This window comes from Acidithrix sp. C25 (assembly GCF_904848545.2).
The window spans coordinates 132,968-159,886 of sequence record NZ_CAJHCI020000003.1 but is presented as its reverse complement, the minus strand read 5'-3'; the positions used below and the strand labels follow the sequence as shown (position 1 = coordinate 159,886).

Annotated in this window: 31 protein-coding genes, 1 tRNA gene and 1 riboswitch; of the genes, 8 read left to right on the top strand and 24 right to left on the bottom strand. The window is 47.8% G+C overall.

Going from position 1 to position 26,919, the window contains the following annotated elements:
- Positions 1-216 precede the first annotated feature (216 nt).
- The 3 genes from ACIDITHRIX25_RS99875 to ACIDITHRIX25_RS99865 form a co-directional block, all read right to left on the bottom strand.
- Positions 217-498, bottom strand: a complete 282-nt coding sequence (locus ACIDITHRIX25_RS99875; RefSeq protein ID WP_052604860.1) for a MoaD/ThiS family protein — start codon at positions 496-498, stop codon at positions 217-219.
- Complete coding sequence (locus ACIDITHRIX25_RS99870) at positions 498-1,745, bottom strand: threonine synthase (RefSeq protein WP_201731878.1); 1,248 nt, start codon at positions 1,743-1,745, stop codon at positions 498-500. The genes ACIDITHRIX25_RS99875 and ACIDITHRIX25_RS99870 overlap by 1 nt, the downstream gene beginning before the upstream one ends.
- An 11-nt stretch (positions 1,746-1,756) precedes the next feature.
- Positions 1,757-1,843, bottom strand: a riboswitch (SAM riboswitch).
- Between the two features lie 172 nt (positions 1,844-2,015).
- Complete coding sequence (locus ACIDITHRIX25_RS99865; protein WP_201731877.1) at positions 2,016-3,014, bottom strand: glycerate kinase; 999 nt, start codon at positions 3,012-3,014, stop codon at positions 2,016-2,018.
- A 131-nt stretch (positions 3,015-3,145) separates the two neighbouring features.
- On the opposite strand from ACIDITHRIX25_RS99865, the gene ACIDITHRIX25_RS99860 reads away from it, so the two are divergent.
- Positions 3,146-4,546, top strand: a complete 1,401-nt coding sequence (locus tag ACIDITHRIX25_RS99860) for a trehalose-6-phosphate synthase (RefSeq protein ID WP_201731876.1) — start codon at positions 3,146-3,148, stop codon at positions 4,544-4,546.
- 42 nt (positions 4,547-4,588) lie between these two features.
- Here ACIDITHRIX25_RS99860 and otsB read toward each other — a convergent pair whose 3' ends face one another.
- Both otsB and ACIDITHRIX25_RS99850 read right to left on the bottom strand, forming a co-directional pair.
- Entirely contained in the window at positions 4,589-5,410 is an 822-nt protein-coding gene (otsB, locus tag ACIDITHRIX25_RS99855; RefSeq protein WP_201731875.1) for a trehalose-phosphatase, read from the bottom strand.
- Positions 5,400-6,224: a LytR C-terminal domain-containing protein gene (locus tag ACIDITHRIX25_RS99850; protein WP_201731874.1), complete on the bottom strand. Its 825-nt coding sequence runs from the start codon at positions 6,222-6,224 to the stop codon at positions 5,400-5,402. Before ACIDITHRIX25_RS99850 ends, otsB begins: the two co-directional genes overlap by 11 nt.
- A gap of 295 nt (positions 6,225-6,519) precedes the next feature.
- Between ACIDITHRIX25_RS99850 and ACIDITHRIX25_RS99845 the strand changes: the two genes are divergently transcribed.
- Positions 6,520-6,592: transfer RNA gene (locus tag ACIDITHRIX25_RS99845), tRNA-Thr, on the top strand.
- Between the two features lie 513 nt (positions 6,593-7,105).
- Here ACIDITHRIX25_RS99845 and rlmB read toward each other — a convergent pair.
- From rlmB to ACIDITHRIX25_RS99825, 4 genes are all read right to left on the bottom strand, one after another.
- Entirely contained in the window at positions 7,106-7,936 is an 831-nt protein-coding gene (gene rlmB, locus ACIDITHRIX25_RS99840; protein ID WP_052604854.1) for a 23S rRNA (guanosine(2251)-2'-O)-methyltransferase RlmB, read from the bottom strand.
- Positions 7,937-8,120: 184 nt separating this feature from the next.
- Entirely contained in the window at positions 8,121-8,612 is a 492-nt protein-coding gene (ispF, locus tag ACIDITHRIX25_RS99835; protein WP_052604853.1) for a 2-C-methyl-D-erythritol 2,4-cyclodiphosphate synthase, read from the bottom strand.
- Positions 8,613-8,621: 9 nt separating this feature from the next.
- A complete protein-coding gene (locus tag ACIDITHRIX25_RS99830; RefSeq protein ID WP_201731873.1) occupies positions 8,622-9,311 on the bottom strand; it encodes an IspD/TarI family cytidylyltransferase in 690 nt (229 codons plus the stop codon).
- A 13-nt stretch (positions 9,312-9,324) separates the two neighbouring features.
- Entirely contained in the window at positions 9,325-9,804 is a 480-nt protein-coding gene (locus ACIDITHRIX25_RS99825; protein ID WP_052604851.1) for a CarD family transcriptional regulator, read from the bottom strand.
- 148 nt (positions 9,805-9,952) lie between these two features.
- Between ACIDITHRIX25_RS99825 and ACIDITHRIX25_RS99820 the strand changes: the two genes are divergently transcribed.
- Positions 9,953-10,612, top strand: coding sequence for a Crp/Fnr family transcriptional regulator (locus ACIDITHRIX25_RS99820; RefSeq protein ID WP_235347629.1), 660 nt, complete (start codon positions 9,953-9,955; stop codon positions 10,610-10,612).
- An 89-nt stretch (positions 10,613-10,701) separates the two neighbouring features.
- Here ACIDITHRIX25_RS99820 and lysS read toward each other — a convergent pair whose 3' ends face one another.
- The 12 genes from lysS to ACIDITHRIX25_RS99760 form a co-directional block, all read right to left on the bottom strand.
- Positions 10,702-12,126, bottom strand: coding sequence for a lysine--tRNA ligase (gene lysS / locus ACIDITHRIX25_RS99815; RefSeq protein WP_052604850.1), 1,425 nt, complete (start codon positions 12,124-12,126; stop codon positions 10,702-10,704).
- Positions 12,127-12,212: 86 nt separating this feature from the next.
- Positions 12,213-13,037 (bottom strand): type III pantothenate kinase, encoded by an 825-nt coding sequence (locus tag ACIDITHRIX25_RS99810; RefSeq protein WP_052604849.1) that lies wholly within the window; start codon positions 13,035-13,037, stop codon positions 12,213-12,215.
- Positions 13,038-13,057: 20 nt separating this feature from the next.
- Positions 13,058-13,918, bottom strand: coding sequence for a pantoate--beta-alanine ligase (panC, locus tag ACIDITHRIX25_RS99805; RefSeq protein WP_201731872.1), 861 nt, complete (start codon positions 13,916-13,918; stop codon positions 13,058-13,060).
- Between the two features lie 69 nt (positions 13,919-13,987).
- Positions 13,988-14,500: a 2-amino-4-hydroxy-6-hydroxymethyldihydropteridine diphosphokinase gene (gene folK, locus ACIDITHRIX25_RS99800; RefSeq protein WP_052604847.1), complete on the bottom strand. Its 513-nt coding sequence runs from the start codon at positions 14,498-14,500 to the stop codon at positions 13,988-13,990.
- Positions 14,497-14,910 carry a dihydroneopterin aldolase gene (gene folB, locus ACIDITHRIX25_RS99795; RefSeq protein ID WP_201731871.1) on the bottom strand — a complete coding sequence of 138 codons (414 nt, stop codon included), beginning with the start codon at positions 14,908-14,910 and terminating at the stop codon, positions 14,497-14,499. The genes folK and folB overlap by 4 nt, the downstream gene beginning before the upstream one ends.
- Positions 14,911-14,916: 6 nt before the next feature.
- On the bottom strand, positions 14,917-15,690 hold the full coding sequence (gene folP, locus ACIDITHRIX25_RS99790) for a dihydropteroate synthase (protein WP_052604842.1): 774 nt from the start codon (positions 15,688-15,690) through the stop codon (positions 14,917-14,919).
- 137 nt (positions 15,691-15,827) lie between these two features.
- Positions 15,828-16,415, bottom strand: a complete 588-nt coding sequence (folE, locus tag ACIDITHRIX25_RS99785) for a GTP cyclohydrolase I (RefSeq protein WP_052604839.1) — start codon at positions 16,413-16,415, stop codon at positions 15,828-15,830.
- 59 nt (positions 16,416-16,474) lie between these two features.
- A complete protein-coding gene (gene hpt, locus ACIDITHRIX25_RS99780; protein ID WP_052604837.1) occupies positions 16,475-17,032 on the bottom strand; it encodes a hypoxanthine phosphoribosyltransferase in 558 nt (185 codons plus the stop codon).
- A gap of 314 nt (positions 17,033-17,346) precedes the next feature.
- Entirely contained in the window at positions 17,347-18,240 is an 894-nt protein-coding gene (gene tilS / locus ACIDITHRIX25_RS99775) for a tRNA lysidine(34) synthetase TilS (RefSeq protein WP_052604835.1), read from the bottom strand.
- A gap of 136 nt (positions 18,241-18,376) precedes the next feature.
- Positions 18,377-19,441 (bottom strand): Rv3626c family coenzyme F420 biosynthesis-associated protein, encoded by a 1,065-nt coding sequence (locus tag ACIDITHRIX25_RS99770; protein WP_201731870.1) that lies wholly within the window; start codon positions 19,439-19,441, stop codon positions 18,377-18,379.
- Positions 19,442-19,730: 289 nt separating this feature from the next.
- Positions 19,731-19,970 (bottom strand): mycothiol system anti-sigma-R factor, encoded by a 240-nt coding sequence (gene rsrA, locus ACIDITHRIX25_RS99765; protein ID WP_152625880.1) that lies wholly within the window; start codon positions 19,968-19,970, stop codon positions 19,731-19,733.
- 16 nt (positions 19,971-19,986) lie between these two features.
- Positions 19,987-20,562, bottom strand: a complete 576-nt coding sequence (locus ACIDITHRIX25_RS99760; protein ID WP_052604828.1) for a sigma-70 family RNA polymerase sigma factor — start codon at positions 20,560-20,562, stop codon at positions 19,987-19,989.
- 364 nt (positions 20,563-20,926) lie between these two features.
- Between ACIDITHRIX25_RS99760 and ACIDITHRIX25_RS99755 the strand changes: the two genes are divergently transcribed.
- Positions 20,927-21,841, top strand: coding sequence for a DMT family transporter (locus ACIDITHRIX25_RS99755; protein ID WP_160291739.1), 915 nt, complete (start codon positions 20,927-20,929; stop codon positions 21,839-21,841).
- Positions 21,842-22,167: 326 nt separating this feature from the next.
- Here the strand turns inward: ACIDITHRIX25_RS99755 and ACIDITHRIX25_RS99750 are convergent, their stop codons facing one another.
- Together ACIDITHRIX25_RS99750 and ACIDITHRIX25_RS99745 are read right to left on the bottom strand one after the other, a co-directional pair.
- Positions 22,168-22,416, bottom strand: a complete 249-nt coding sequence (locus tag ACIDITHRIX25_RS99750; protein ID WP_201731869.1) for a hypothetical protein — start codon at positions 22,414-22,416, stop codon at positions 22,168-22,170.
- A gap of 272 nt (positions 22,417-22,688) precedes the next feature.
- On the bottom strand, positions 22,689-23,591 hold the full coding sequence (locus ACIDITHRIX25_RS99745; protein WP_201731868.1) for a transposase: 903 nt from the start codon (positions 23,589-23,591) through the stop codon (positions 22,689-22,691).
- A 143-nt stretch (positions 23,592-23,734) separates the two neighbouring features.
- On the opposite strand from ACIDITHRIX25_RS99745, the gene ACIDITHRIX25_RS99740 reads away from it, so the two are divergent.
- The 4 genes from ACIDITHRIX25_RS99740 to ACIDITHRIX25_RS99725 all read left to right on the top strand — a co-directional run bounded on the left by ACIDITHRIX25_RS99740 (position 23,735) and on the right by ACIDITHRIX25_RS99725 (position 26,069).
- Positions 23,735-23,989: a hypothetical protein gene (locus tag ACIDITHRIX25_RS99740; RefSeq protein ID WP_052607241.1), complete on the top strand. Its 255-nt coding sequence runs from the start codon at positions 23,735-23,737 to the stop codon at positions 23,987-23,989.
- A 110-nt stretch (positions 23,990-24,099) separates the two neighbouring features.
- Positions 24,100-24,462 (top strand): hypothetical protein, encoded by a 363-nt coding sequence (locus tag ACIDITHRIX25_RS99735; protein ID WP_052607242.1) that lies wholly within the window; start codon positions 24,100-24,102, stop codon positions 24,460-24,462.
- Between the two features lie 3 nt (positions 24,463-24,465).
- The gene (locus tag ACIDITHRIX25_RS99730) at positions 24,466-24,834 is read left to right on the top strand and encodes a winged helix-turn-helix domain-containing protein (protein WP_082058896.1); all 369 of its coding nucleotides are present in this window, start codon (positions 24,466-24,468) and stop codon (positions 24,832-24,834) included.
- Between the two features lie 176 nt (positions 24,835-25,010).
- A complete protein-coding gene (locus ACIDITHRIX25_RS99725) occupies positions 25,011-26,069 on the top strand; it encodes a WD40/YVTN/BNR-like repeat-containing protein (RefSeq protein ID WP_201731867.1) in 1,059 nt (352 codons plus the stop codon).
- A 116-nt stretch (positions 26,070-26,185) separates the two neighbouring features.
- Here ACIDITHRIX25_RS99725 and ACIDITHRIX25_RS99720 read toward each other — a convergent pair whose 3' ends face one another.
- Entirely contained in the window at positions 26,186-26,695 is a 510-nt protein-coding gene (locus tag ACIDITHRIX25_RS99720; protein WP_502756224.1) for an IS1595 family transposase, read from the bottom strand.
- Positions 26,696-26,919: the final 224 nt, after the last annotated feature.

Sequence of the window (26,919 nt, the reverse complement as noted above, 5' to 3'; positions counted from 1 at the left end):
ACTGGCATGCGACACCCATTGCCACCATGGAACTTACCTAAAAAAGTTGATAACAACGCCGAAGGTTCTGAGATAGGAACTATGGATCACCATGGTACCTTCCATGTGCCTGGATCTTTAATCACCCAAGAGAGTCAGAAATTCTTCGCTCAAGGCCGCTCAAGGCCACAAATCTCAAAGCAACTCGATCTGAATCTCAATGCTTGACAATCAAGGTCAAAAAGCACCGCCAGCCACCGCTGGCACTATTGAGATAACTTGGGAATCGCTCACCTTGGTTTGTGGGCCATCGAGAAATCGCACATCTTCATCGGCCAAAAAGATATTGACGAATCTCCGGATCGCACCTGAATCATCAAAGATACGATCACTCAATCCCGGAAATTGATCTCCTAGATCGGCTAGTGCTTCACCTACATTTTCGCCATTTACTGTTACCTCTGACACACCGTTAGTAAGACTTCTAAGTTGAGTAGGTACACGAACCGTAATAGCCATTATTTTGAGCTCCTTCTTTGTGAATTTAAAAAATCAAAAAACCCATCGAGTGAGGGGCCAATTGTGATGGTGGGACCCGTCGTGGGGGCCAACGCCTCTACAGTCTTTAGGCCATTGCCTGTCACGTAAGCAACGGTCTTTTCCCCCTTTTGCACAACGCCCGCCTTGACCAACTTGGCTAACGTCGCGATAGTTACACCACCTGCGGTCTCTGCGAAGATTCCCTCAGTTCGTGCTAGAAGCCGGATACCATCTAAAATTTCATCATCGCTTACCGATCCAAAGGCTCCGCCGGTCTTTCGCACAATATCTAACGCATAGTAGCCATCTGCTGGATTACCAATCGCTAGCGATTTAGCGATTGTATCTGGTTTCACTGGGCGAATAACATCCACGCCTTGATCAAATGCCGATGCCACCGGTGAACACCCGGCGGCCTGAGCTCCAGATATCCTGACCTTAGGTTCCTTATCCAAGAGGCCTACGCGATAGAGCTCGTTGAACCCCTTGTGGATCTTTGTCAGCTGACTTCCAGATGCAACCGGAACAACAACATGGTCAGGACTTTGCCAGCCAAGCTGCTCTGCAACTTCAAAGGCTAGAGTTTTAGAGCCTTCAGAGTAATAGGTTCGAACATTTACATTGACAAAAGCCCAATCTGGAACTTCAGATGCAATCTCTGCACAGAGTCGATTTACATCGTCATAGTTTCCATCAATTGCAATTAAGTTGCCGCCGTAGATGGCGGTAGTAATAATTTTAGCTCGCTCCAAATTGGCTGGCACAAAGACGTAAGAGTCCATATTCGCCCAGGCTGCGTGCGCTGCTACGGAGTTAGCCAAATTTCCAGTCGACGCACAGGCGGCGACCTTTAATCCGAGTTCTCGAGCTCTAGTTAATGCAACTGAAACTACACGATCCTTGAAAGATCCAGTCGGATTCAAGGTGTCATTCTTGATCCAAAGGTCATCTAGGCCAAGGGCCCTCCCCAGACGTTCAGCTCGAACCAGCGGTGTAAATCCTGCCCCTAATGAGACATAGTCGCTCCCCTCTACGGGAAGAAGATCACGATAGCGCCAAATCGAAAGCGGTCCGCTTGCAATTGATTCACGAGATATAGAACGAGAGATCGCATCGTAGTCGTAACTAACCTCAAGAGGTCCAAAGCAAAATTCACATACGTGATACGCCTTAGCCTCGTAATTCTGACCGCACTCTTTACAGGTCAATGATTTTACGTATGACAAGTACGTCTACCTCCTCATCGGTCGGGCATTGGCACCTGGTATTAACACTGGTTGCCGCGGTTTCTTCGGGCCCGTCCCTCAACCGCTCTGGATGACATTTAGTTTTATTTGACCAAATAGTTTACTGCCTGATTTGGCAAATGATGCACACTATACCTCCATGGAAAGATGCCTCAAAAACGATCTAAAAAGCCTCTCGATTCACGCAAATGAGCTGAGACAAACATCAAAGATGGCATAAAACCCTAGATCCAAAACCTCAAAAGCGAGCTAGTCTAACGAGACGGCGCCAATGGCATCTCTCAAGCATTCTTTGGTATGGATAATAGATCGATCCTCGCCGTAGCGTTCTGCCAAAGAGACAAGTTCGACGCCCTCACTTAAATGATTGCGATCAAAATCACTCGCAATCATTCCAACGACTACTACAATCCTGCGAGACAGGTAGGTACATCTCTCGATGATTCGCCCAACCACCTTGCCGTTGAAACTCTCATTGTCCAAGCACCCCTCGCCCGTTAGGACTAAGTCTGCCTCCAATATCAGCTCCTCTAGGCCAAGAAGCTCGCTCAAGTAATCAAAGCCAAGTTCAAGGTCACCCCCGGCGCAATAGAGCATTCCAGCAAGCCCACCTGCGGCGCCCGTCTTGGGAAGACCAAGGGGACTTCTTCCGAATCGATCCAAAAGTTGACCGGCAATAGCCAGCTGACGTCGCTCCAAAAACCGAACCTCTAGAGGCGTGGCCCCTTTTTGGGGAGCAAAGTCAGCCGGTGCATCCAAAAAAGTCGTCTCTACGTCAACCAACGCAGTCAATTTCAAGCCTGGAAGATCGATCTTTGGCCCCAACGCCACAAGCGCGCCCCAGCCTCCATCGGTTGTTGCCGATCCACCACAGCCCACCACAATATGAGTAGCACCGTCCTCGATCGCAGCCCTAATAAGCTGCCCTGTCCCATAGGTAGAAGCTGCAATAGGATCATTTTTTGTTGCCCCGCCGATAAGTGCCAGCCCTGAGGCCAGTGCCATCTCAACAACTGCGTCGCCATTTCGAAGCAGATGGTAACGGGATTCGACATCTTTCCCTAGCGGACCTCTTACCACCAAGGGGCGCGATCTACCACCAACTGCCTCTAAAAGTCCTTCCCCGCCATCGGAGATCTGCCTTGCGATCACACTATGGCGTGGGGTCAAAGCTGCTGTCGCCACTTCAATAAAGTCACCTGAAGTCAAAGTGCCACGAAACTTGTCAGGAAGAATCAAAACCTTCACTCATCTAAGGCTATTCGATTCCAAAATGACATTCGTGGTTCGAGTCACTAGTGTGTCGTGCTTTTAATAAATTGAACCTCAATTGCATTTGCGAATGGATCGAGTGGTGATTGCACTAGCTTTTAGGGGATATGGATCCATTAGTTATCGTTTCAAATCGTGGTCCCGCTTCGGCCAAAGTCACTCCCAGCGGGGATGTTATTCTCTCACGGGGCGGCGGCGGACTTGTGAGCGCGCTTAGCCCTCTGGCACAAGATGGCGCCATAAAATGGTGCTTTCCGATCTCATCCCAAGCCGAACTCGACGCACAGAGCCATGGTCTCTTTGGCAGATTCATGCAAGGGCTAGAGCCAATTGAAGTAGCCCCTGACGTTTACGACGCCGCCTATAACGACATCTCCAATAAGGTTCTTTGGTATCTCACCCATGGAATGTTCCAAACCTCAAGAAATCCCTCCTTCGACAGTGTCTTTTACTTAAGTTGGAAAAAGTACCTCGAGTACTCCAGCGAAATTGCCAAAAGTGTCGCTGAAATCGCTCCAAAAGGAGCGCGGATTATCCTTCAGGACTACCACATGTTCATGGTGGCACACTTTCTTGCACCACTTCGGCCTGACTCCTCCCTGGCGATGTTCTTACATACACCATTTTCGTCTCCGTCTGAACTTGACGTCCTTCCTAATGAGATAGCAAAACAAATTCTAGAATCGCTTTCAAACCTTGATCATCTTGGCTTTCATGCTGCCAAATGGCAGCAAAATTACTTAGATTGCGTAAGTTCCTTTGGGGCCAACCAGGCCAAACATTCTTGGGTTAACCCACTCGGTACCGACGCTATCGACATAGTCAACTTAGGCAACACGCCCCAAGTTGAAGAGGCAGCAGACAAATTAGGGGCCTTGGCTAACGGACGGAGAATAATTGCACGAATAGACAGGATGGAGCCATCCAAGAATATCCTCCGGGGAATCGATTCAATAGTTGAGATGTATAAGTTCTATCCATACCTTCTAGCTACCACAGTGCACTTTGCAAACTGCTACCCGAGCCGGGAGGCTATTCCTGACTATGGCGAATACGCCAGAGAGGTCCACGAAAAGGTTGAAAGCGCCAATAAGTACCTCCGTGAATTGGCACGACCGCTTAAGATAGAGTTGGAGAGCGACCCAATCGTACTTTTCTCGGAAGATAATTTTGCCCTATCGTTAGCAATCCTTCGAAGCTACGACGTCTTATTGGTCAATCCAATCAGGGATGGCCTCAACTTAGTCGCAAGCGAGGGCACAATACTGAACGAGCACGATGGAGTACTGGTCCTTTCCAAAAACGCCGGAGTTGCTGAGATCGTTTCCGAGATCATCCCCCTCGTCAACCCATTCGATATCAAAGAGACAGCTCTTGCAATCTCGCAGTCGCTTGCGCTCAACAAAGAACAAAGAAAGTCTCACAACTCGCATTTGAAAACTCGATTCCTAGAGTTCAATCCACAGTTGTGGCTTTCTAACCAGATCAATTGGTTCAATGCACCTTAGGTAAAAGCAAAGCCATCACAACATCCTGGGGCTTTTGACTAGTTAGCTTTGGTCCAAAAGCCCCAGTAATCGATCGATAACCAAAGCCAATTCAGCAGGCGACTGTGTCTTTAAATCGCACGTCTCGGCCAATTCGTCTGGGGTCTCACTTGCATTCGCCACAAGGATAGACAAGCATCGCTTCGAGTAGTTATCGAGGCGTAGCAATCTAAAGACTCCCAGATCTCCATAGTCATCACCACTAAATACAACCCTCGGAGTAAAGCTAAGCAACTCATTTACGACGACTTCTTTGGATGGCATTGATGCTGGAGCAACTTCAAAGACCATCTTGCCGGGACGAATTATCAATCCTTGCAGTTGTGCGAGCTCTTGAGAGATCCATGCGCCCAAAGGCTGGCGTATCTGTGGGGCGCCTCGATAGTGAAGACCAAAAGAGACTCCCTTATCCTCAAAGGCAACTTCGGGGAAGCTCATGCGCTTCCATCGATTCCTAAATTCCTCTAGTTTCTCCAATTCTCCAGCAGGGATCACTCGACGCTCAATCGAGAGACCCTCTAAATCAGAACTTTCAAAGCCATAGTGGCCAAAGAGACGAACCCGAAAATTTCTCGTTTGCGAAGCTAAAAATTTGAACTGCTCGAGGAGAAAATCTATCGGCCTACCCGAGACAATTGCTAGATCATACGAAGAAATTATCCTTCTCAGCAATGGGACGAAGAGAGGGTGCATTCGAGCCTTAGATGGCGATTCAACAATAGGCGCCAAGGTGCCATCGAAATCGAAGATAAAGCCTACCGACTCACCCACAGTTCTTGATGCATTGGCAAATTCCAAAAGCACCGCATCTAGGTCATCCAGCAATGTCTGAGCCTAACACAACGTTTATATCTGAAGGACTTGCAGCGCCGATTGGAGCTTGGGTCGAATATGGAACGGCATCAGAGACTGGAAGACCCAAAATCCTAGCAACAGCCTGACCCGCTACAACAAAACCCGAATAATAATAGACCGTAGTTGTGCTCAGATTTGACGCTCCTGCATTTGTGGGAGCTAAAACATTAAAGCCAAGCGCCGCCAACTTGGAAGTTATCGTACCAGCTGCTCCCGCAACCGATGTTGCGTTGGCAACCCTTACCGTTATCAAGGCGTTCGCCGGATTAACCCCAGCCGCAAGAGAAGTAGTCGGAGAGGTAGTCGGAGAGGTAGATCTCGATGATGCCCCTCGAGTTGAGCCCAAAATTCCAGTAGTTGTCGGGGAGGATGCAACTCTTGGAGAAGAAGTGGTTGCATGCTGTGGCAAGGTCGTAGGCGCAGAATCTTTGGCACCTCCAGCTACGGAGGAAACCGATGAAGTACCACTTTGAACGCTCGATTTAGATGACGAAGACGACGGGGAGGCGGAAACAATCGTAGGCGAAGGTTGGAGAGGTGGAGCGGCCGACAGCACGGTGCTGGTTGTTGTTGTTCGACTTGACGAAGCGTTAATATTGGGTATGCCAAAGGCTAAAAGGGCTATAAAGGCCAAGATAGCTACCCCTGTAACGGCTGATCCGGAGGAGACTCCCACCTTACCCAAACGGGAACGAGAAGGGTTAGGACTAAGATGCTTCGGCCTTTTTCCGGGATCCAACGGATTCTTGAAGATCTCGTCGTTGGGGAACCTACCATCAACCATTTACTTCCCCCTGTTTCACCGTCAAATTAAAAACAGTCAGATTTACCGAACTTTATAAGCATATTTAAAAATGAATATTCAATAATAACAATACTGTAATTTGAAAGACACTAGACAGCCAAACCAGAGATATTAAAGCCAAACCGAAAACGATAAGAATAACGCTGGGTCGATAAAAGCAAAAGTCGCAACGCCACCAAGGCGCTATCACCCAAGAGTTGGCCTTAGGGAAAGAATTTACTTTGATGTCTACGGAGCCAAAGTGGTCACCTAACGCTAGAATATTTTTCTCAATGCCGGTGTGGCGCAGTTGGTAGCGCAGGCGATTTGTAATCGTCAGGTCGTCGGTTCGAGTCCGACCACCGGCTCATTCAACCAATGAGGCCGACAACTAAACAGGGCAGATGCCACCCTCGGCTCGCAACCCAAACAATTCTGACCAAAATAACTATGACCAAAATAACTATGACCAAGTGACTTGACGGCTCCGCCATAACCGCTTAACAATGGCATGAGAAATAGGCCTTAGACTAGATCGCTAAAGTTCAGAGTCAAGGCCATCACGCTAAGGCCACCTTATAGGCTCAGTGATGGACAGCGACGACTGAACTTTCAATTTCACATAGCTGCTTGGGATATCTAAGGTTGACTAAGGGACTATCAACCACGCCGAGAAAGCAACATCCCCCCCTCTTCGCCTCGGAGGTATCGACAATGACCCACCAAAAGACTTCAAGGGTTCGCGTGTTCCAAAATATCTCTACATTGGTGGAGAATTAAAGAGTGCTTGAATTGATATTAATAAATCAAAACAGACGACCAAAGGCTAGGGCTGCAAAAGACACGCCCTCGCCCAAATCGATACCTTGGCAATCAACAGATTATCCGGGGGTGGCGGCTGACCTCAATCTGGCCACCTCAAAAAGTGAAATCGCGGCCGCCGCTGACACATTCAGAGAATCCAATCGACCCGCCTGGGGAATTCGAACCAACTCGTCGCACCGTTCAGATGTCAAACGCGACAATCCTTTGTCCTCTGAACCCAAGACTAGCGCTAGTCTATCCACCACCATAGGACTTATCGAAAATACGCTGGATTTTCCTCTTACATCAAGTCCTGCTCTAAAAACACCCAGCTCTTCAAGGCTACGAAGGGCACTAGGGACTCCAGAGACCAAAGAAAAGTTCAAGTATTCAACAGCTCCAGCTGCTGCTTTGGCTACAGTGGGGGTTATATGCGTAGTACGATGTTGTGGCAAAACAATACCGGTTACACCTGCTAACTCGGCAGAACGTAGAACTGCGCCAAGGTTGTGTGGGTCTGTAATTCCATCTACAACTACCAAAAACGGCGATTCCACTCCATTGACTAGATCCTCAAGATCAACGTCACGAAGTGCTGCCGCCTTTGCTAATATTCCTTGGCTACCTTCAGATCTAACCTCAGATTCGAACTTGCGTCTTGAGACTGTGAGTAGCGGAATTCTACGATTTAGCGCCAACTCTACAATCTCGGTGACTATACCCTTTCGCTCTACAGTCTCTTCGATCCAGATGTATTCGACAGTTCGCCGCTTGGCGATCAACAACTCTCGAACGGCCTGACGTCCCTCGACTTGTTCACCTCCCAAGGAGCGTCGTTTTTGAACGAAAGATTGTTGATCTCGGCCCCGACGATCTCTGTTTACTGGAGGTCTATTACGTTGTGCCATTGACTCTAAGTTTCCTAACGATTGAGTGGAGCCATAGGGCCCATGTTTGAAAATGGTCCTTAATGGCCATGCGCTACAACACAACCAAAAAGTAATAAGCGACGCCAACCAGAGGTTTCGCTTATTAAAAAATATTTAGATAGATCCTAATGTCCTAGATAGCATTGTCTCGACCTCGTGGAATTTAGGGGTTGAGATACCCCAGAGCGACAGCTTGGGCTACCACTGCCTCATTTCGTCCGAGCGAACCCACGTGTTCAGGGCTCTTAGCCTTTAGAGATACAGGGACCTTCAACAACTCGCTCAATGCTCCCTCGATCATACTTCTATAAGGCGAGATCCGAGGTGTTTGAAGGATAACCGTTACATCCACATTGATTACATACGCACCACGATCTGTCACCATATCAAGACATCTCGCCAACATCAAGGTACTCTTGGCATCCTTCCACTGTGGATCACTAGCTAGAAAATGATCACCGATACCTCCAAGGCCGACCAACCCCAAAATGGCATCTGCTATTGCATGGCAGACGACGTCTGCATCGGAGTGGCCCATTGGCCCACTGCCCGAGGAGATCTCCACTCCTCCAAGGTAAAACTTGCGTGTTGGATCATCTGAAATCGGGTGCAAATCATACCCAGAACCAATGCGCAACTTTGAGAAATCCACCATTACCGCCTCTCAGCTTCCGGGTTGGGCGCCTGATTCTTTTAGTCGGAGGTAGTCATAGAGAGCTCTGGCCACTACCAAATCAGAAGGCACCGTGATCTTAATATTTGTCGTCTCACCCTCTACGTAGGAGACCTCCAAGCCAAGTGCCTGTGCCGTTGAAATATCATCTGTCTGATCCAAAGTCGCCTGGGCAATTGCTCGTGCACTATTAAAATCAAAACCTTGTGGTGTTTGTGCCCCAAAAAAACCACTGCGCGAAATAGATTTTACGTGCCCGAAGTCGTCAATTGACTTGAGAGAGTCCGTGATTGGAACAACGGGAACAACCGCTAAAGCTCCATCGTCAATCTTTGCTATTACCCTACGATAAAGAAGCGAACTAGCTAGGGGTCGAGCCCCATCATGAATAAGAATGCTCCTAGCGCTTTGTGGAACAGCCATGACTCCATTACTCACCGAAGCACTGCGGCTTGGACCGCCGCTAACGACGATGTCGGCCATAGAGTCAAAGGTAGCCAATAAGTTCCCAGGCACAACCAAGACCACCCGATGCGAGTTATTTCGTGCCTGTTCCATCGAGATCTCCAGAACCGATTTTCCCTCAATCAGCTCAAGCATCTTTGGAGAACCAAACCGTAAGGAAGATCCTCCTGCCACAACCACGGTCCAGACTTCACCCCTTGTGGAAGTTTGAGCCATTTGCCAGCCTCTTCTAGGCCAATGCTGCGTCGAGCTTAGACTCGGCTTCGGCCTCGGCAACGCCTAGAGCGAACGTCAATTCAGAGACTAAGATCTGGCGGGCCTTCGAGAGCATCCTCTTCTCCCCTGCACTGAGACCTTTATCGTTATCACGAATCGTCAGGTTCCTAACGACTTCGGCGACTTGATAGATATCACCGGATTTAAGTTTTTCAACGTGGTTCTTATAACGACGCGACCAGTTAGTTGGCATACGCGCGTCTTTCTTCTTCAAAACGGCAAAAACCTCTTCAACTTCTTCGTCGTTGATTACCTCGCGGATTCCCACTTCTTCGGCCTTATCAACCGGGACCTTCAATGTCAGATCCCCAAAAGCTAACTTTAGTACGAGGTACTCCTTGGTTTCTCCAAGAAAGTCCATCTCCTCGCGCTTTAGAATTATGGCAGCTCCGTGGTGGGGGTAGACAACTTTGTCGCCAACCTCGAATTTCATATTTCTCCCGAAGCTAGATAGATTTACCCCTTAATTTTAGAGCTAAATTTCCACCTTGATCCCAAATACTTCATCTATTCGTCAAGGATATCCAATCATATACTCTTTTTTGCCACCTTAATCGGAAAAAAGTCGCTAACGTGTCTTTGTGGACATTGTGGAGCTTCTAGCCAATACATCGCTCTTTAGATCGCTAGACAATCAAACGATGGCACTCGTCCTAGCGAGCCACCGACGTATCAAACTCAAACGTGGGGACGAAATCTTCCATGAAAATGATCTCGCCGACTCGCTTTACATAGTAACTTCTGGAAGAATCGCAATCTTGAAGGCATTTTTAGATCGCAAGGAGTCCATGGTGGCGATCATGGAAACTGGAGATCTCTTTGGCGAACTGGGCCTATTCGATGGACAAGGACGATCTGCTACCGCAAGGGCAATTGAGCGCTCAGAGGTGGCTGCCATCTCCTACACGCCGATACGAAGCGCAATTGAGCATCGACCCGTCTTACTCTGGTCACTCCTTGAGCTATTGGCGAATCGCCTACGCCAAACCGATGACGCCCTCACAGATGCAATGTTCCTAGATGTCACCGGTAGAACCGCAAAACGACTCCTGGAGCTGGCAGCCAATTTAGACGAGTTCATAATTCCACTCACCCAAGAAGAACTCGCGGGGCTAATCGGAGCTTCAAGAGAACGAGTCAACAAGACACTTGCGGCCTTCGTGCGGGCTGGTTACATCGACATAAATGACCGACTATATAGGATCAAAAATAGACCACAGCTAGAGATCATCGCCGGATAAATTTTGCCCTATCGATTTGATAGGGCAAAATCACCTCTACTCGATCGCAATCAGGTCATCCCAAACGACCGAGCTTGTCTTTTGTAGATCTATAGCGTTTCCTTGCGCAGAGCCGGAAAAGCTATCACTTCGCGAATCTGAGAGGCATCACACAGCAGCATCGCCAAACGATCGATGCCAATTCCAAGTCCTCCAGTTGGAGGGAGGCCATATTCGAGGGCGCGAATATAGTCTTCATCCATATTCATTGCCTCATCGTCTCCGCCTTGAGCAAGTTCAACCTGATGGGCAAAACGCCTTCTCTGTTCGATCGGGTCATTTAATTCAGAAAATGCGTTTGCTAGCTCTCGCCCAGCTACTATGGCTTCGAAGCGCTCGACCCGATCCGCCTTGGACCTGTGGTCCCTAGAAAGTGGTGACACCTCCCTGGGGAAGTCCATAACAAAAACAGGATCCCAAAGGCTTGACTCTGTCGTTCGCTCGTATATCTCCAGTAGATATTTCCCGGAACCCCATTTGCTATCGCCCACAATTCCAAGTCCATCGGCGATCTCTTTGAGCTTTTCAATAGGGGTCTCGAGCGAAATCTCATACCCGAGAGATTCACTCGTTAGGTCTTCTAAGGTAGCTCTACGCCAAGGCGTTGTAAAATCGATCTCTCTGTCTTGATATGAAATCTTTGTCGTACCAAAAGCATCAAATACCAAATAGGCAACCAAGTTTTCAGTCAAGGTCATCATATCTTGATAGTCCGCGTATGCCTCGTAAAGTTCTAGCATGGTAAATTCAGGGTTATGACGAGGAGAAATTCCCTCGTTCCGAAAGACCCTTCCAATTTCAAAAACTTTATCGAAGCCACCAACGATCAATCGCTTTAGGTAGAGCTCAGGAGCAATCCTAAGGTATAACTCCATGTCTAGAGAGTTGTGGTGAGTTATGAATGGCTTAGCTAAAGCGCCTCCGGCAATTGGATGCAATAGAGGAGTCTCTACCTCTATAAAATTCAGGTCCTCGAGGTAACGTCTCATCTTCGACACCATGCGAAATCGTCGAGTCAGTGCGACTCGGGTCTCTGGGTTAGCCCAAAGATCCACATAGCGCTGGCGATATCGAGTATCTACATCTGAAATTCCGTGCCATTTATCGCCAAAGCTCCGTTGCGCTCTTGCAAGCAAAACAAAGCTATCTATAAAGAGTGAAAGTTCTCCCTTTTTGGTCTTACCTACAAAACCCCGAGCGCCGATCCAGTCTCCCAAATTCAAATCGCCAAAAGCATCAAATCGCTCAAGATCATTCGATCGCGCAAAGAGTTGGATTGCTCCATGCTGATCTCTCAGTTCAGCAAATGCAACCTTACCTTGTCTACGAAGAAGCATTACACGCCCTGCTAGGCTGTGGCGTTGCGTCGTAACCTCGCCATCGGCGATATCTCCGAAGGTGTCACGAATTTGCTTTGTCGTCATGTCGGGGTCGAAAGTATATGGAATCTCAATATCAGAGATATTCTGCGCCACAGGAGCCCCTTTGGAATACGAAAATTAACTGTCATCTAGCTTTAATTGCCAGTCTAAAACGCGTACGAGCCAAATGAGCAAAATCGTCAACGCACCGGTGTGAAATTCTTCTCGTATAAAAGTCGCAGTCCGTGCAATGTAAGCCATGGCTCCACCGCATCCACCTCTTCGCAATATGGCGCTACCACCACTGCAAGACCGCCGGTTGCAATCACTTTAGCCTCTTGACCCAACTCCGCTTTAAAGCGCCGGGCCATTCCATCGGTTTGAGCAGCAAAGCCATAGAGAGCACCGGACTGGATCGATTCAACGGTGGATTTGCCAATGACACCCCTTGGAGCGACCAACTCGACCTTTCTAAGTGCCGCAGCCCTCGATACCAGCGCATTCATGGAGATCTCAACCCCCGGACAGATTGCTCCCCCTAAATATTCTCCTTTGGCAGAGACCGCATCAAAGGTCGTGGCTGTCCCAAAGTCAACGACTATAAGTGGCGAACCATAGAGATCCATTCCGGCCACAGCATCTGCTATTCGGTCAGCTCCAACCTCTTTAGCGTTATCGTACAAGATCGGCATGCCTGACCTAACTCCAGGTCCAATTATCAAGGGTACGACACCGAACCAATTATCCGTCATCTCCCTCATGGTCTGAGTGACCGAGGGAACCGTAGAGGAGATGACAACTCCACTGATCGAGCTCAATCGATCGAGCCCTTTCATCCCTAGGAGTTGCACCAATAAGAGCGCGTATTCATCCGCGGTCTTCTCTGCGACTGTAGCGACACGGAAATGATGAGTCAAGCCGAAATCAGCACTCCGCCCAACCTTTACCTCACCCATTACGAGGCTTTGAGACTCATAAACTCCAATTACGGTGTTGGAGTTACCAACATCTATCACGAGAAGCACTGACGCCTAGCCTCCAAAACTTACTTATCGAATACCCCAATGTTATCGATAAGACGAACTCCGTCGTAACTCGCCGCTATAAAAAAGCGAGATCCATCTTCAAATAGCGATATCTCTTCGAGACTCTCACCTCGCACATGTGCAACATAATCGACCTTGCATTGGGCGCCTTCGCCCCCAGCGCGATCGATCAAAATATTAGTCATCGATTCAAGTACCTCATCTGAAGGTTCGTTTTGAATCGCCAAGCCACGGCCAAATGAAAAAGCAGCATATATTCCAGCTGCAGCATTCCTAGCTCGAGGCGTCAAGAGAAGGTTTCGCGAAGACATAGCCAAACCATCCACTTCACGTAGGGTTGGCACCACAAAAATCTCAATTGGAAAATGAAACTCGCACACCAGCCGATTGATCACCTTGACCTGCTGGTAATCTTTTTCGCCAAAGAACGCCGTTGCGGGACCAATACAATTGAAAAGCTTTCCAACCACATTGGCTACGCCATCGAAGTGACCCGGCCGAAACTTACCTTCGAGGCCCTCAGAGATGCCCTCTACTCTAAAACCTATCTGCATTGGCTTTGGGTGCATCTCATCTTCGCTTGGGGAAAAGACCAGCGCAACCCCAGAATTCTCAAGCAAACTTAAGTCGCGTGCCAGATCTCTTGGATAGCGCTCAAAGTCCAAAGGGTTATTGAACTGCAGTGGATTCACAAAGACCGAGACAACAACCAAGTCGCACTTTTGCTTAGCGGCCAAGACCAAGGAAAGATGGCCTCGATGCAACGCCCCCATTGTCGGCACAAAGCCGATCTTCAAGCCTTGGGCTCGGCTCTCCTGAGCAAAATCAAAGAGCTCTTCGCAATTGTCTATTACCTGCAACCTTTATCGCCTACCTAAATCAATTGGATTTAACCAAATAGCACACAAGGATCATTGTTCGCCAGGACTCTAGCTATACCAGCTCGAATCCGAAGACCTAATCACATAGGAATCTGCCATCGCCGGCTCATCGTCGGTAATTGCCATCGTAGCCGACAAGTCAAAACGCCCCTTGAGGTCCAGCCTAAGTGCAATCTCGGGCGACAACTCATAGAGTGGCGCCAATACAAAGAGTCGCTCATGAGCTCTAGGGTGTGGAATCACAAGATCACTATCGTTTAGCTCACCGCCACTCCAATAGATAATGTCGATATCCAAAGATCGCGGAGCATTAGGATAGGGTCGAACTCTTCCTGCGCTTTCTTCGATTCGATGCAACATCTCAAGCAAGAGATGAGGTTCCATGTCGCACTCGATCTCAACGGCGATATTGTAAAACTCCGCCGCCTCATCGCGCATTTGCATCGGTGAGCTTCTATACAAAGAAGAGACGGCAACGAGGAAGGGAATTTGATCCAAACCCAACCGTAAAAACTTCCTGCGATCTCCTAAATTGGAGCCCATGGACAGAAAGTAAGTCAATCGGATTCTCCATTTCTGTTCAGGGTCACCTCAACACCCACATAGGCCAAATCAGAAGGCATAGGTGGGCGCAGTTTCTTGACCAAGACCCAAATCGACAAGATAGTATCGAAGCGTTCCATCAAAGTCAGGGCAATTACGTAACCCAACCTTTCGACCAGATCAAAGCTCATCCCTTGGACGATCTCTTCTACTATCGTCGCTGCTAGCGAATAGTCTATGGTGCCACTGATATCGTCATAAAGAGCCGCATCTTGGATGCTCAGCCTCATCTTGAGACTGATGGAAAAGTCCTGGGGTGTCAGGCGCTCCGAGGGTAGCAACCCGTGAATTCCCCTTACAACTAAGTCCCTGACCTCAACGACTCCTAATTCAATGGCAAAAGAGGAGCTGTTAGTACCTTTCGTCATAAACAATTAACGGTAGCCGGCAAGACGACAAAGATCGATGGTCTCTTTGACATCATGCACCCTCATGGCTGATACACCGTGGCGATAACACCATGCCGCGGTGGCCAGCGACCCCTCCAAACGATCCTTTGGCGGGGGGATCTCACCTTCATATCGCGCCGCTACTTTTCCTATAAATGTCTTACGCGAGGTGCCTACCAGAACCGGAAAGTCACAATCAGCAAGAAAGTCAATCTCCCTCAGCAAGGCTAGATTATGCTCAATTGTCTTGCCAAAGCCAATCCCTGGATCAATCCACACTTCGGAGATTCCTAGACGTCTCCCATATTCGCCGCGTTCAATTAGAAAGTTCCTAACTTCGAAGACGACGTCACTATAGCGAGGATCGCGCTGCATTATCTCCGGTGAAGCTTGCATGTGCATGGCCACCCATCCCACCCCCAAATCTGCGGCCACGTGCGCTAGCCCTGAAGAAATGTCGTTGATCAAAGTTGCACCTGCCAAAACGGCACGCCTTGCCACTTCCTCCTTGGTGGTATCAACTGAGACTCGCACAATGGGGCTAAGTGCCTCAACGACTGGAATTATCCGTCTCATCTCTTCGCGAGCATCTATCGAAAGCGCCCCTGGACGGCTAGATTCCCCGCCAATATCCAAGATATCTGCACCGGCTTGAGCCAAAGAAAGCCCGCGAGAAATCGCCTTTTGTGTATCGAAGGTCTCTCCACCATCGGAAAAAGAGTCGGGCGTGACATTTACAACGCCCATAACTAACTTCATCTTTAATCACCCCTCAATTGACCTTTAGCCATGGCTCTGACCAACCATCGGATCTCTTCTTCCAATTCCATAAACAACTCGACAAAGGAGCCAGAGTTACTTCCTTGCAAAATCACAATTCCAATCCAAGTGAAAAGCTAAAGATCATCTGAGTCAGATCGGAAATCATCCATGATAAGAGATCTAGCTTCACGGCGTAGATCGCTATTACTGGTTAACACTCCCCTGGATGCCACAGTCACAAGGCAAGAACCTGTGTCTTTAGTCTCACGCATTGTCATGCAAAAATGAGTACCTCGCACCACTACCAAAACTCCGGCTGCACCTATTCCATCTTCAATAGCCTGGGCAATCTGACTTGAAAGTCTCTCTTGAATTTGGAGGCGTTTTGAAACTACTTCGACGACTCGGGTCAGGTTTGATGCACCCGCGATCAACCCTGCCTCTCCCGGAAGATAACATAAGCTGACTTTGCCGTAAAATGGCAGCAAATGATGTTCGCACACTGAATGAAAGGTAATGTCATTGACTGCGATCATTTCATGGAACTCACCGCCAAATCCGCCGTTTAGGTATCGTGATGGGTCATCGCTCTCTCCTGAAAGCAAATCACACCAGAGCTCGCCTACCCGTCTGGCAGTAGCAGTACGCGCCTCATCGTCGAGGGGAACCCCTAGGGCGTCCAGAAATGCATCTGCCGCCTGAACGACACGTTTAACATCCACTGGTAACCCCTAACCGTCTCATAGAGCAACCCTGGAGCTTTTAGTAAATAGATCCACAATCAATCGGTCTTATGCGTTGCAATATATGGCAAATTCCTATATTTCTCCGCGACGTCTAAACCATACCCAACGACAAATTCATTTGGAATTGTAAATCCAACAAAGCCAAGATCCAATTCGGTCGCGTCAACACCCTCTTTTACCAACAAAGCGCAGACTGACAAAGAGGCCGGATTACGAAACTTCAGATTACGAATCAGATATGACAAAGTAAGGCCGGAATCAATAATATCTTCGACGATCAGGACATGGCGATCTGTAAGATCGATATCTAGATCCTTTAAGATTCGAACTATTCCCGAGGTCTTCGTAGCCGATCCGTAAGAGGAGACCGCCATGAAATCAAATTCCACCGGTACTTCTATCTGGCGCGCCAGATCTGCCATAAATAGGAATGCTCCTTTGAGAACCCCTATCAAAAGCAGATTCTTGCCTTTATAGACCTCTGAGATCTCTTTACCAAGTTCTCGAACGCGGCGATTCAAATCTTCCTGCGAGACTACAACACCAACCAAATTGGGGTCGTTGCGACTCCACACTTCAGGACCGGACACCATAAAAATCCCAACTGCTCATCATAAATGATTAATCCTAGAAGATCCTAGGCAATATCCGCGGACGATCTCTTGTTCAGATCCTCAAATCCCAACATCTCGAAGAAGAATTCAACAATTACGCATTGATTTTTCTGGCGGAACTCTCGCTTTAGGAGAAAACTCATCGCCTAAAGCTAAGGACCCCCATCCCGAATACTTTTGCTTAGAGAGTCTCGTCGCTTTATGAACCTGCTACAACGCAATGAGCCCATAAATCTTAATTAGTTCAAGATCAAGGCAAAGAAGAGTCTCGGCTATTTGAACGCAGATTTAATCTACTCAATCGTCTTATAGTCAATGACTCCTCGACGCCCCGCTATCTCCAAGCCCCGGGGCAATTGAATCCTAAAATCCAAACGTCCCAAAACTTTACCTTCTAGCTCCTCTATCTGTGCTAACGATGGCGGGTATCCAGTTCGCCGTTCGATCTCCAACCGCAGAGCTCGACGCCTCAGAATTGAATCGGCACCACAAAGCGCTATTGTACTTGTCACATCAAGGCAAAGAGCAAGACTATCTAGATACCGATCTTCATCGAATAGAAGAGTTGCGGTTCTATCAAAAATCGGAACTATGTCACGGTGCGCAATTTGCGCCAATAGAGGAATGACCTCATTTCGAATTCGGTTCCGTAAAAAATCAGGTGAAAAATTAGACGAATCTATAACTGGATTTAGTCGAAGTGCAGAACAAATAGCGATGGTCTCGGACTTCCTCAACGTTAATATAGGCTTAGTCGGATCTCTCGCCATTGCGCTCAAGCCTCGCATCCCACTTCCTCTGAGCAGATTTAGCAGTAGCGTTTCAGCTTGATCGTCCATGGTATGACCCGTCGCGATCCCCTGGGGAAATGCACTTTTACGTTCGTTGCGAGCACGAGCTTCAAGATTGGATCGCCCTTTAACGCTTACTTCAACCAGTTGGAATTGAGCCCCAATCATCTCAGCAAACTCGCTCACAAAGTGTGCTTCTTCGAAAGAGGAGTCCCTAATCTTGTGATCCAAATGCCATATTTTGATCTTGTGACCCGCCGCGACCGCCAAAGAGGCTAGACAGAGCGAATCTGAGCCTCCCGAGACTGCCACATTCAAAATCCCATTCGATGGATCGGGGAAAAAACACCGTTTCAAGATCTGATCGATGGGCTTAACCTCAAGGGAGATTGCCATTCGAATGACTCTTTGCGATAAAATTCGGCTTTGGCTCGATACGATCGACATAACTCAACCATGCTAATGCAAGCAGTGTGAGATGTGAGGAAAGGCGAACTAAAAACGGCGGATAAAAGGCTAGATCAAATCAAAATCAGGACTTGACCAATGGCGTCAAAACTCGCTCCATCCAGCGATCTGGCCTAGAAATCTCATCCAAAGTCGGCATATTTTCACTCGCCATAAACAGAGTTTTGATGCCATCTCTGCCAGCTGCGTCGTCGATGGCTTCAAGGAACGATCTTCCGGCCGCATACTGTTTCACCTTGGCATCTAGTCCATAGAGCTGCGAAACGATTTTGCTAACAAAGTTCGGAGATTCACGTCGATCATGAAGTACCTCCTCGAAGTGATCGGCCTCTTCAATTATCCCTCTTGCTGCACGAGCCATTACAAAATCGGCATGTCCTTCGAGAACGCTCATGAGGCCACCTATCTTCGAGAGCGACTTACGTTGTTCTTCGGAGACAAAGATTCCCGCTAAACCCGCCTCGGCAAGGGGATTTCTACCCACTCTAATGTCCTCTGCTACGCGTACAATCGCCCCAAAAAGATCCGATGGACCCAAGTTGACGCCGTCAATCAAGGAAGATATCAGTGAACGATAATAACTATTCATCCAGCTAACAGATTCAAATTGGACCTTGTGTGTTAACTCGTGCAACAGAACCCATCGCTCAAATTGAGCTCTTGGGAAGCCAAATTTAGCCTCTAGATCCAATATGTTAGAACCAACCATATAAATTGGCACAGTCGTATTCTCGTCAGGGTTTACGTTGGCAAAGAGCGCCGCATCATATTGTCCCAATACCCTTTTGGACATCCATCCAAACAAGAGACCAAACTGAACCGCACCTGCGTTGGCGGAAATGGTTGAAAGACCGCCTGGAAGCTTGGGTGCAAACTTATTCAACATTGGATCCATTAGCGAAGCCATGGACAAAACATTTGAATCTACCCACTCGGATCGAGTAGTACATCTTACGGAAATAGTCTTATCCAAAAGAGTTAGCCCGCTCACATTCTCAACGAGATCAAGCGCTTGACTTCCAAAATCGGATAACGAATCGCTCATTCGCTCGAGCGCGACCTTATCCTCTTTTGGAAAAGTTGAAATTAGACCTTTGGCAACCTTGGCTGCCGTATCCCACGCTATCAAATTAGCACCTCCGTTGCTTTGCCTAAACTAGTCTCGTAGGAGCCAACGAGGCTTATCTAATTGATCTTACGCCCCCTAGTGCGCGGCACTGTAAGGGGCTGATGAGAGTAACAAAACTTTCCACTGTTGTATATGGATAACTTTGTGTCGCAGTTTACCTCTTTGCATATCCGATCTTTTGGATATGCCTTAGAAGGTCTCGACAGTCCGCTTGCCGGGGCTCCACCCACCGCTTCAGTTCTATTTGCCATATTAGGACTAACTCAAACTAAATAAAAATATTCCGCCTTTATCGGGCGGATCCTCGCTCCGAATCGATCAAATTAGAAATCCTTATCCGGAGGCTATCTGGCACTCGATCTCGGAGTCGATTGGCGACCATCTGTCTCAACTCGGATTCAAATTCAAAGGCTTCTAGACACGGTGAACACTCATCTAAGTGATGACGAATCTTAATGCGACGCTCCTCCGTGAGCTCCCCATCTAGAAATGTATACAACCTAGATATCACTTCTTGACACTCGATCATAGAGTTGCTATTAAAACTAATTCCCACTTCGGCCTGCTACCAATCCTCGATTCGTACCAAACTGATACAACTCTTTTTGAAGCGCTTTTCTTCCACGATGAAGCCTCGACATTACGGTTCCAATTGGAACATCCATAATTTCAGCTATCTCTTTGTAGGAAAAACCCTCCACGTCGCTCAATAAAACGGCTAAACGAAACTGGTCAGGAAGCGATTCAATCGCCGCCTTTACCTCATCGTCGGTAAATGACTCTAGCACTTCCTCTTCGGCGGAGCGCCCTGCTTGGGCTGCCTCCAATCCTCCGAGTCTACGATATAGATATAGGTCCTCTACGTCGTCTAGATCACTTTCGTCTGGTCGTCTCTTTTTTGCTCTGTAGGAGTTGATAAATGTATTTGTCAGAATTCGATAGAGCCATGCCTTCAAATTCGTGCCTTCTTGAAATGAACCATACCCCCTGTAGGCTTTAAGGTAAGTTTCTTGAACGAGATCTTCGGCTTCAGCCGCATTTCGCGTCATACGTAAAGCTGCTGAAAATAACGCGTCCATAAACCCCATCGCGTCTTCAACAAACTTGATTTGTTCTGCCATGGTTAAACATCCTACGGTCTTTTATAAGCAGATCCTGTGAAAGGTACCGGTCGTCCAAAATTCATAAAGGCGCTCTCACCTTTAAAAAATCCTCAAATAAACATTAAAGCTGATCCTGAGCCTTAAAGTTCCCACTATTGGAAGCTAGTGCTAATTTCTCGCAATTTGGTCTCACTTTATTTCTTCTCAACTATCAAAATCCCAAGGATCCCGTCGTGTACATTCCGCCAAAACTCAAAGTTGATCCGCATAGGACAAAAGACGACTTGGGTGACTTGATTGGTTTCCCACCAAGACTAATCCGGATTTTTATCCCAAGCAACTACGCCATTTGGTTCCAAAACCTCGCTCTAGAATGGATGACGTGTTTAATTCCCCCGCTCGACGTGGATTCGTATCTCTTGCCAGTGCATCTGTAATTTGGGGTGGGATGTACGTAGCAAGCGATGCGCTAATGCGACAAATTCCTCCCTTTGTCGCTTTAGAACTAAGGGAATTATTAGCTGCAATAGTTCTAATCGCCATTGCAAAAAGGCGTGGCCTGTTGCACGTGCAGCGCGAAGACTATCTTTCGTTCTTTGGAGTTGGCCTCGTGGGATTTACCATCTCTATCGGGTTTCAATTTACTGGAACCCACGATGCCGGTGCGGGCCTTGGATCTCTGGTCACTGCATCCTCACCTATCCTGATCGCAGTGTTGGGCGTGTTGGTGTTAAAAGAACACGTTCCACTATTGCGGTGGATCGCCATTGCAATAGCCTTTGTGGGAGTGATAGTCGTCCTTGGAACCCCCTCTGGAGGTAGCCAAGCGACCAAAGGTATCGTACTTTTATTAATTGCCATGGTTGCCTGGTCGATCTATACGATTTGGAGCCGTCGCCTTCTCGATCGCTACCACGCAATCACGGTCGTTGCCTTAGCGTCGGCAGTCGGAGCAATCACCAGTTTGCCTTTGGCCCTTATATCTGCCGCCAACACCAACTCGCCACTTCCAACGACCCTTTTAGGTTGGGGCGAAGTCGCCTATATCTCCATAATGGGCATGGTCATTGCCTTCTTTCTTTGGGTTTCGGGCTTCAAACACGTTGACGCTTCAAAAGGCGCCGTGATGCTACTGTTCCAGCCATTGACTGGAGTCATCCTGGGAGCAGTAATCCTCGGTGAACATATCAGCCAAGGAACGATCATCGGCGGTCTCCTGATTAGCTTGGGCGTTGCTGGCGCGATCCTTGTGCGAGATAAAAAGGTTGAGCGCCAAGCGTCTCCAACCTTAAATTAAAGACTGAAAGCTCGACCCCTATACTGTGACCAAAGTTATCCCGGCATCCAAGCTAGCGTAGCTTTAACCTGAATCCACAGAAATGGACCAGCTTGAGCCCCTCGGTGTGAATCCAAGTCGGTTTTTAGGATCTGATTTAGGTTTGACGGAGGGTCTATGGCTTAAATCTGGTTTCAGAGTGCCAAATATGACCTATTCCCTTTGTGGTTGAGCCTGTTTGGTCATTTTTGAGATTGTGAAATCTCATTTTGGGTATAGCGACCTAATCCCTTGTCTTCTAGCGCAGTTCCTTCAAGTAATATTCAGTGTGTTAGGTAACCAGATGTTCAGGTGATGGCGATCTCAAACTTTCTGATCCGATCAAGAGCCTCTAAGAACTTATCCTTATAGTGCCAGTGTTCTTCAAGATGCAGTATTACTTTTCTAGCTGAACGAGTGATATGTCCTGCGATCTGAAAGTAACACCGTCGAAGCTTTGGTGTGGTGATAACAGTTTGTGTAATAGCACCTATTCGTGCAGTGAACCGTGCCAGGTTGTGTGCAGTTGCACCGTGCCAGGTTGTGTGCAGTTGCACCGTGCCAGGTTATGTAGTTACACAAATAACTAACCAGACCAGAGCTAACCAGACCAGAGCCAACCAAACGGCATTAGCGTTCATGTATCTAGATGGAACATGATTCCATCTAGAACCTCCTTTGAGATCCTTGATGACTAGTTCGATCTGGGCATGTGCTCGGTGATCAGCCTCAAGGAAAAGCGTTTCGCCTTGTCGATCGGTAATAAATGCGTGATAGTCATAGTCACTAAATAGTGCCAGCTGAGACCCTGGAGTAGGCTTTGTTCTTCCTACGATAAGACGAACGTCTTGTCTATCTCTTGCAAATGCGCGATATTTCCCTGTATTTCCCTGTATTCAACTTCGGCTACATCAGCTCCACCTTCAAGCCAATAAGGAATTGAAGTCCATGTTTCTTCTGGTATGGCTGCAGTAACCTGCTTCAATCGTTTTGACATCCGTGTTGTAATGCAAAAGCGAACATTGCCTTGGCTGGCTGTGTCTCTTACGGCTCTTGAGTAGAACCCAGAGTCAAAACGCATGGTTATTTCACCAGTTGCTCCAGCGGCTCTGGCATTGTTGATTACCTGGGTTACAAACTCCCCGGCACCACGAGCGGTATTGGCATTGCCTTCACGAGTCACTATTCCAAGAATGTCACCTGTTTTACCAACTGCTGCTAGGTGTGGGTGATACCCCCTTAGGTTGGTATAACCAAAGTAAGCTCCTTCTTTTTTGTTTCCATATACCTGACATATCGTGGAATCAACATCAATGGTGAGCGGCTCATCACCTGGACCTGCTCCAGCTAGCCAGGCTCGTTTTAGCAACAAAGCTGCAACTCGTTCAACATCTGCGATGTCACTGGTCTCAAAACTACGCAAGAAGACACCAAACCTAGATGGTGCTGGCATTATCTGACCAAGAATCACTTGTGCATTTGGGCTTTCAAGGATTGCAGTGTCATCAATGCAATCACCACCGGCCAAGATAGATGCGACGATAGCCATAGCTTTTCTGCCAACATTTGCTCGTCCAGGACGATCCTCTAGGTCAATGTGTAAATCAAAGAGATCCCTAAGGCCAAGTCTCTCAGCAAGGGTGATAGGGAGTATTAATCCACTGTTGGAAACTGCGTTCGAATCGTCAAAGGTGACTATCAAACACTCTAAAGCACTAGCAGATGCTCGCATCTAAAAGGTGCTCCTTGAACTGATAGATTTGAAGTGTCTTCAAACATCATTCAACATGTTCAGAGCACCTTTTCTATGTCTAAATCAAAGTCGATCGGCTAAATTTTCGGTGGATCCAGGTTTAGTAGTAAGGAAGTCGGTTGATGTCACCTGGATTCGCAACCTCGACAGGTGCGTGGGACGAGGAGGCACCGGATGTCTTCATCCTGGGTGCGGGGATTTCCTTAGCCGTTGATTTATCATTCCCTGACACTGATACATTGGGAACTAGAGCACTTGACAAAATTAGTCAAGCAAACCGTTTGGGTATTGACCTTTCTATTCGGCCGGAGCAGGTGAACCTCCCCGCCCTTACGGACGGGGCTTCTGGCTCCGTCTGTTTGGTTGGGGTTTCCTAACATCGCTTCCATCACGCCACCTGACTATTCCGATTCTTTGCCAGCACTCCAGTGGTCGTCTGCGGACTTTTACGCTCACTTACTTACTTCCCGGTCTTATCGGCGTATTTGTGCTTTTGGCTTCAGATCAATTGGGTCTTCCAAGTCAGCTTTCCCACCTTTTAGCTGTGGCGGTGATTATCTGCATTGCTGGATTTGCAGCCCGCAGTCAGATGCTTGCTCTATTTGCAGGACTAAGTTTCTTCGTCGGAATCGCACTCTCTAGATGCTCTAGTGAGTTCTTTAGCCGACTCAATATCTGGATACCTCCAGACTCGATCAGTGATATGGCTGCCGGACTAGTTCTCGTTGCTGGAGCGGCACTTCTTTACAAGCGAAGAAGACCGCCGCTTGTTGCAGCTAGTTGTCTAGGTGAGCCAGAAGAAACCAAATACCGCCAGCCAAATTGCCTCGATCAACCTAAAGGTGAATGACCAATGTCAGACTCAACAACTCCAAAATCAGTAATCAACTTATCCGATGCAGTACATCAGCGAAGTCGCCTCGCCATCCTTGCGGTTCTTTATGAACTATCAAGGGCAGACTTTCGCCTCCTTCATCAGTCAACAGGACTGACAGATGGGAATCTCAGCAGACATATCCAGGTGCTTGAGAATGCCGGTCTGGTAATTGTAGAGAAGGGCTATTCCGGGCGCAAACCGCAGACCATGGTGGAAATAAGCCCAGAAGGCATCCGAGCATTAGAGGCCGAAGTGGAGGTTCTGAAAGACTTGATCTCCGGAGTCAGCAAACAAGCAACCAAACCGATCAAGAAAAAGAAGAAAAGCCTCCAACGCTCCATCTAAACAACTGATCCATAGACCCTGCTTCGTCCAATTGAAGGTTAATCTGAGATAATAGGTGAGCTCTTTCTGAAGTGAGACGGGACCCCATACAGTTAGAACCGTCGCCGGAATATCAAATCCACGGGTAAGACTAATTTAGCTAAAACATACAAAACGACTTAGCAAGGAAGGTATTGATGCGAAGAGAGCCAGGGACTGCACTATTGCTCAGCTTTGGACTGATAATCGCAGCATGCGGTAGCACTTCGGCAGCGTCCCCGAATCCATCTACCTCTACCACTGCCGTCATAAAGCATGAAAGCACCCTTCAAATATCGGCCAACAAGTCTTCGTCGATCGTGGCTGGGAAGAACGTTCCACAGCAGGTAAATGATGCTTTCTATCTCTCTAAATCGATTGTTTACGTGTCACAGCAGAATGGTTCGGGTCCCACCTCATCTATTTTGCTGAGCAAAAATGGAGGTACCAGCTGGAAAGACCTTTCATCTGTACCAGGTACAGTTTCTTCAATCGATTTCGTCACTAATAAAATCGGCTATCTCGTTTCACGTCCGGTCAATGGAGGAGCGAATAACTATATTTACTCAACCACAAATGGTGGCAACTCCTGGAATCAGATATTTGCCGGTTCGATTTCAACAATAAAGTTTCTATCTCCAACTACCGGATTCGCCATGCTTCGCACTCCCAGTTCTAGCTCCCAGCCATACTCAGCTGGAATCTACAAGACCGTAAATGGTGGCATAAGTTGGTCACTCATTCCATCCCCGCTCTATTCCGCAGCTACATACGGATCGTTTAGTTTTAGTTCACCTAGTGATGGATGGCTACTGGTTGGAATCCAACCCTCAGCAGGCTCAGAGAATAAGTATCTGTACAAAACGACAGATGGGGGATCAAGCTGGAGCCTGGCGGCTCAATCTAAATTCTCTAGTAGTCAGACCCTAGTTACTAGCGGAGTGATGCCTGCCACTGGCTATGTGACGCAGCTTCAATTCATCTCACCCCAACTGGGCTTTATGGCACTTGCACGCTCCGGCATGTATGCCACCGACAATGGTGGGCTGACTTGGAACCTTATGAGCAAAACTCCAATGAGTGCTCACTCTCTACGCAATGTGGTGGGCTTTTCCGCCTGGAGCCGAACAGACTTTTCGTTTGTAACAGCAAATTCCAATTCATACTTATCAAGTTTCGTAAGCAAGAGCCATTTTGGAATCAGATTCGCGGAGTAGCGGATGTGGAGACGCAAACACACATGTATTGAGAAGTCGCTCTACCAAGGACATTTCAAAGTGCCTTCGGTTGAATCGGTATGCGAATTCCTCGAGGCATAAGTTGCTTATGTTCCTCACGTCCGTGGTATGTTCCGTCGATAAATTTCTTGCAGTTCCCTATCAGGATGTTGAGCCATTTGAATGTTACATGTGCTTGTTCGTCTTTGGATAGAGTGATCGAATGCGCTAGTCCAAGGTCTTTCAGCACATACCCCGTAACTTGGGTTACCATCACTTATCAGCTTGGTATCGGAATCTAAACGTCTCACAAAAACATCTTTGGGTGATTTAGCAGTGGTATCTTTGATTACTTCCATGAAGCAATGAGTAGGAGCACCATTGCTAATCGACACTCCAATTAGGACATTGGTTTGTTTTGTTCCCTTTCCTCTTCTGCCTTCGCCATGGCTCTCACCACCTAAAAAGAACTCATCTACCTGGACGTTTCCTCCAAGTTTATATAAACCATTTCGGTCAGCCATTGCTTTTCGTAGCTTATTTAGCATCAACCAGCCAGTCGAATAAGATACTTGAACGAATTTAGCAATGGTAGTAGCCGAAAGACCACGCTTGTCGTTGGACAATAGATAGATAGCGGAGAACCACTTGGATAAAGAGATATGGCTTCGATGGAAGATGGTTCCGGAGGTAACGCTAGTTTGACGGTGACAAGATTTACATTGAAAAAGTGGAGCTCGAGATGCTGCATTTCTTCGATGGTTTGGCCTGATTAAGGTAAACTGGTCAGAGTCACACTTTGGGCATCTAAATCCCTCATAGCAATAGCAATTTGATCAAATGATCTTCA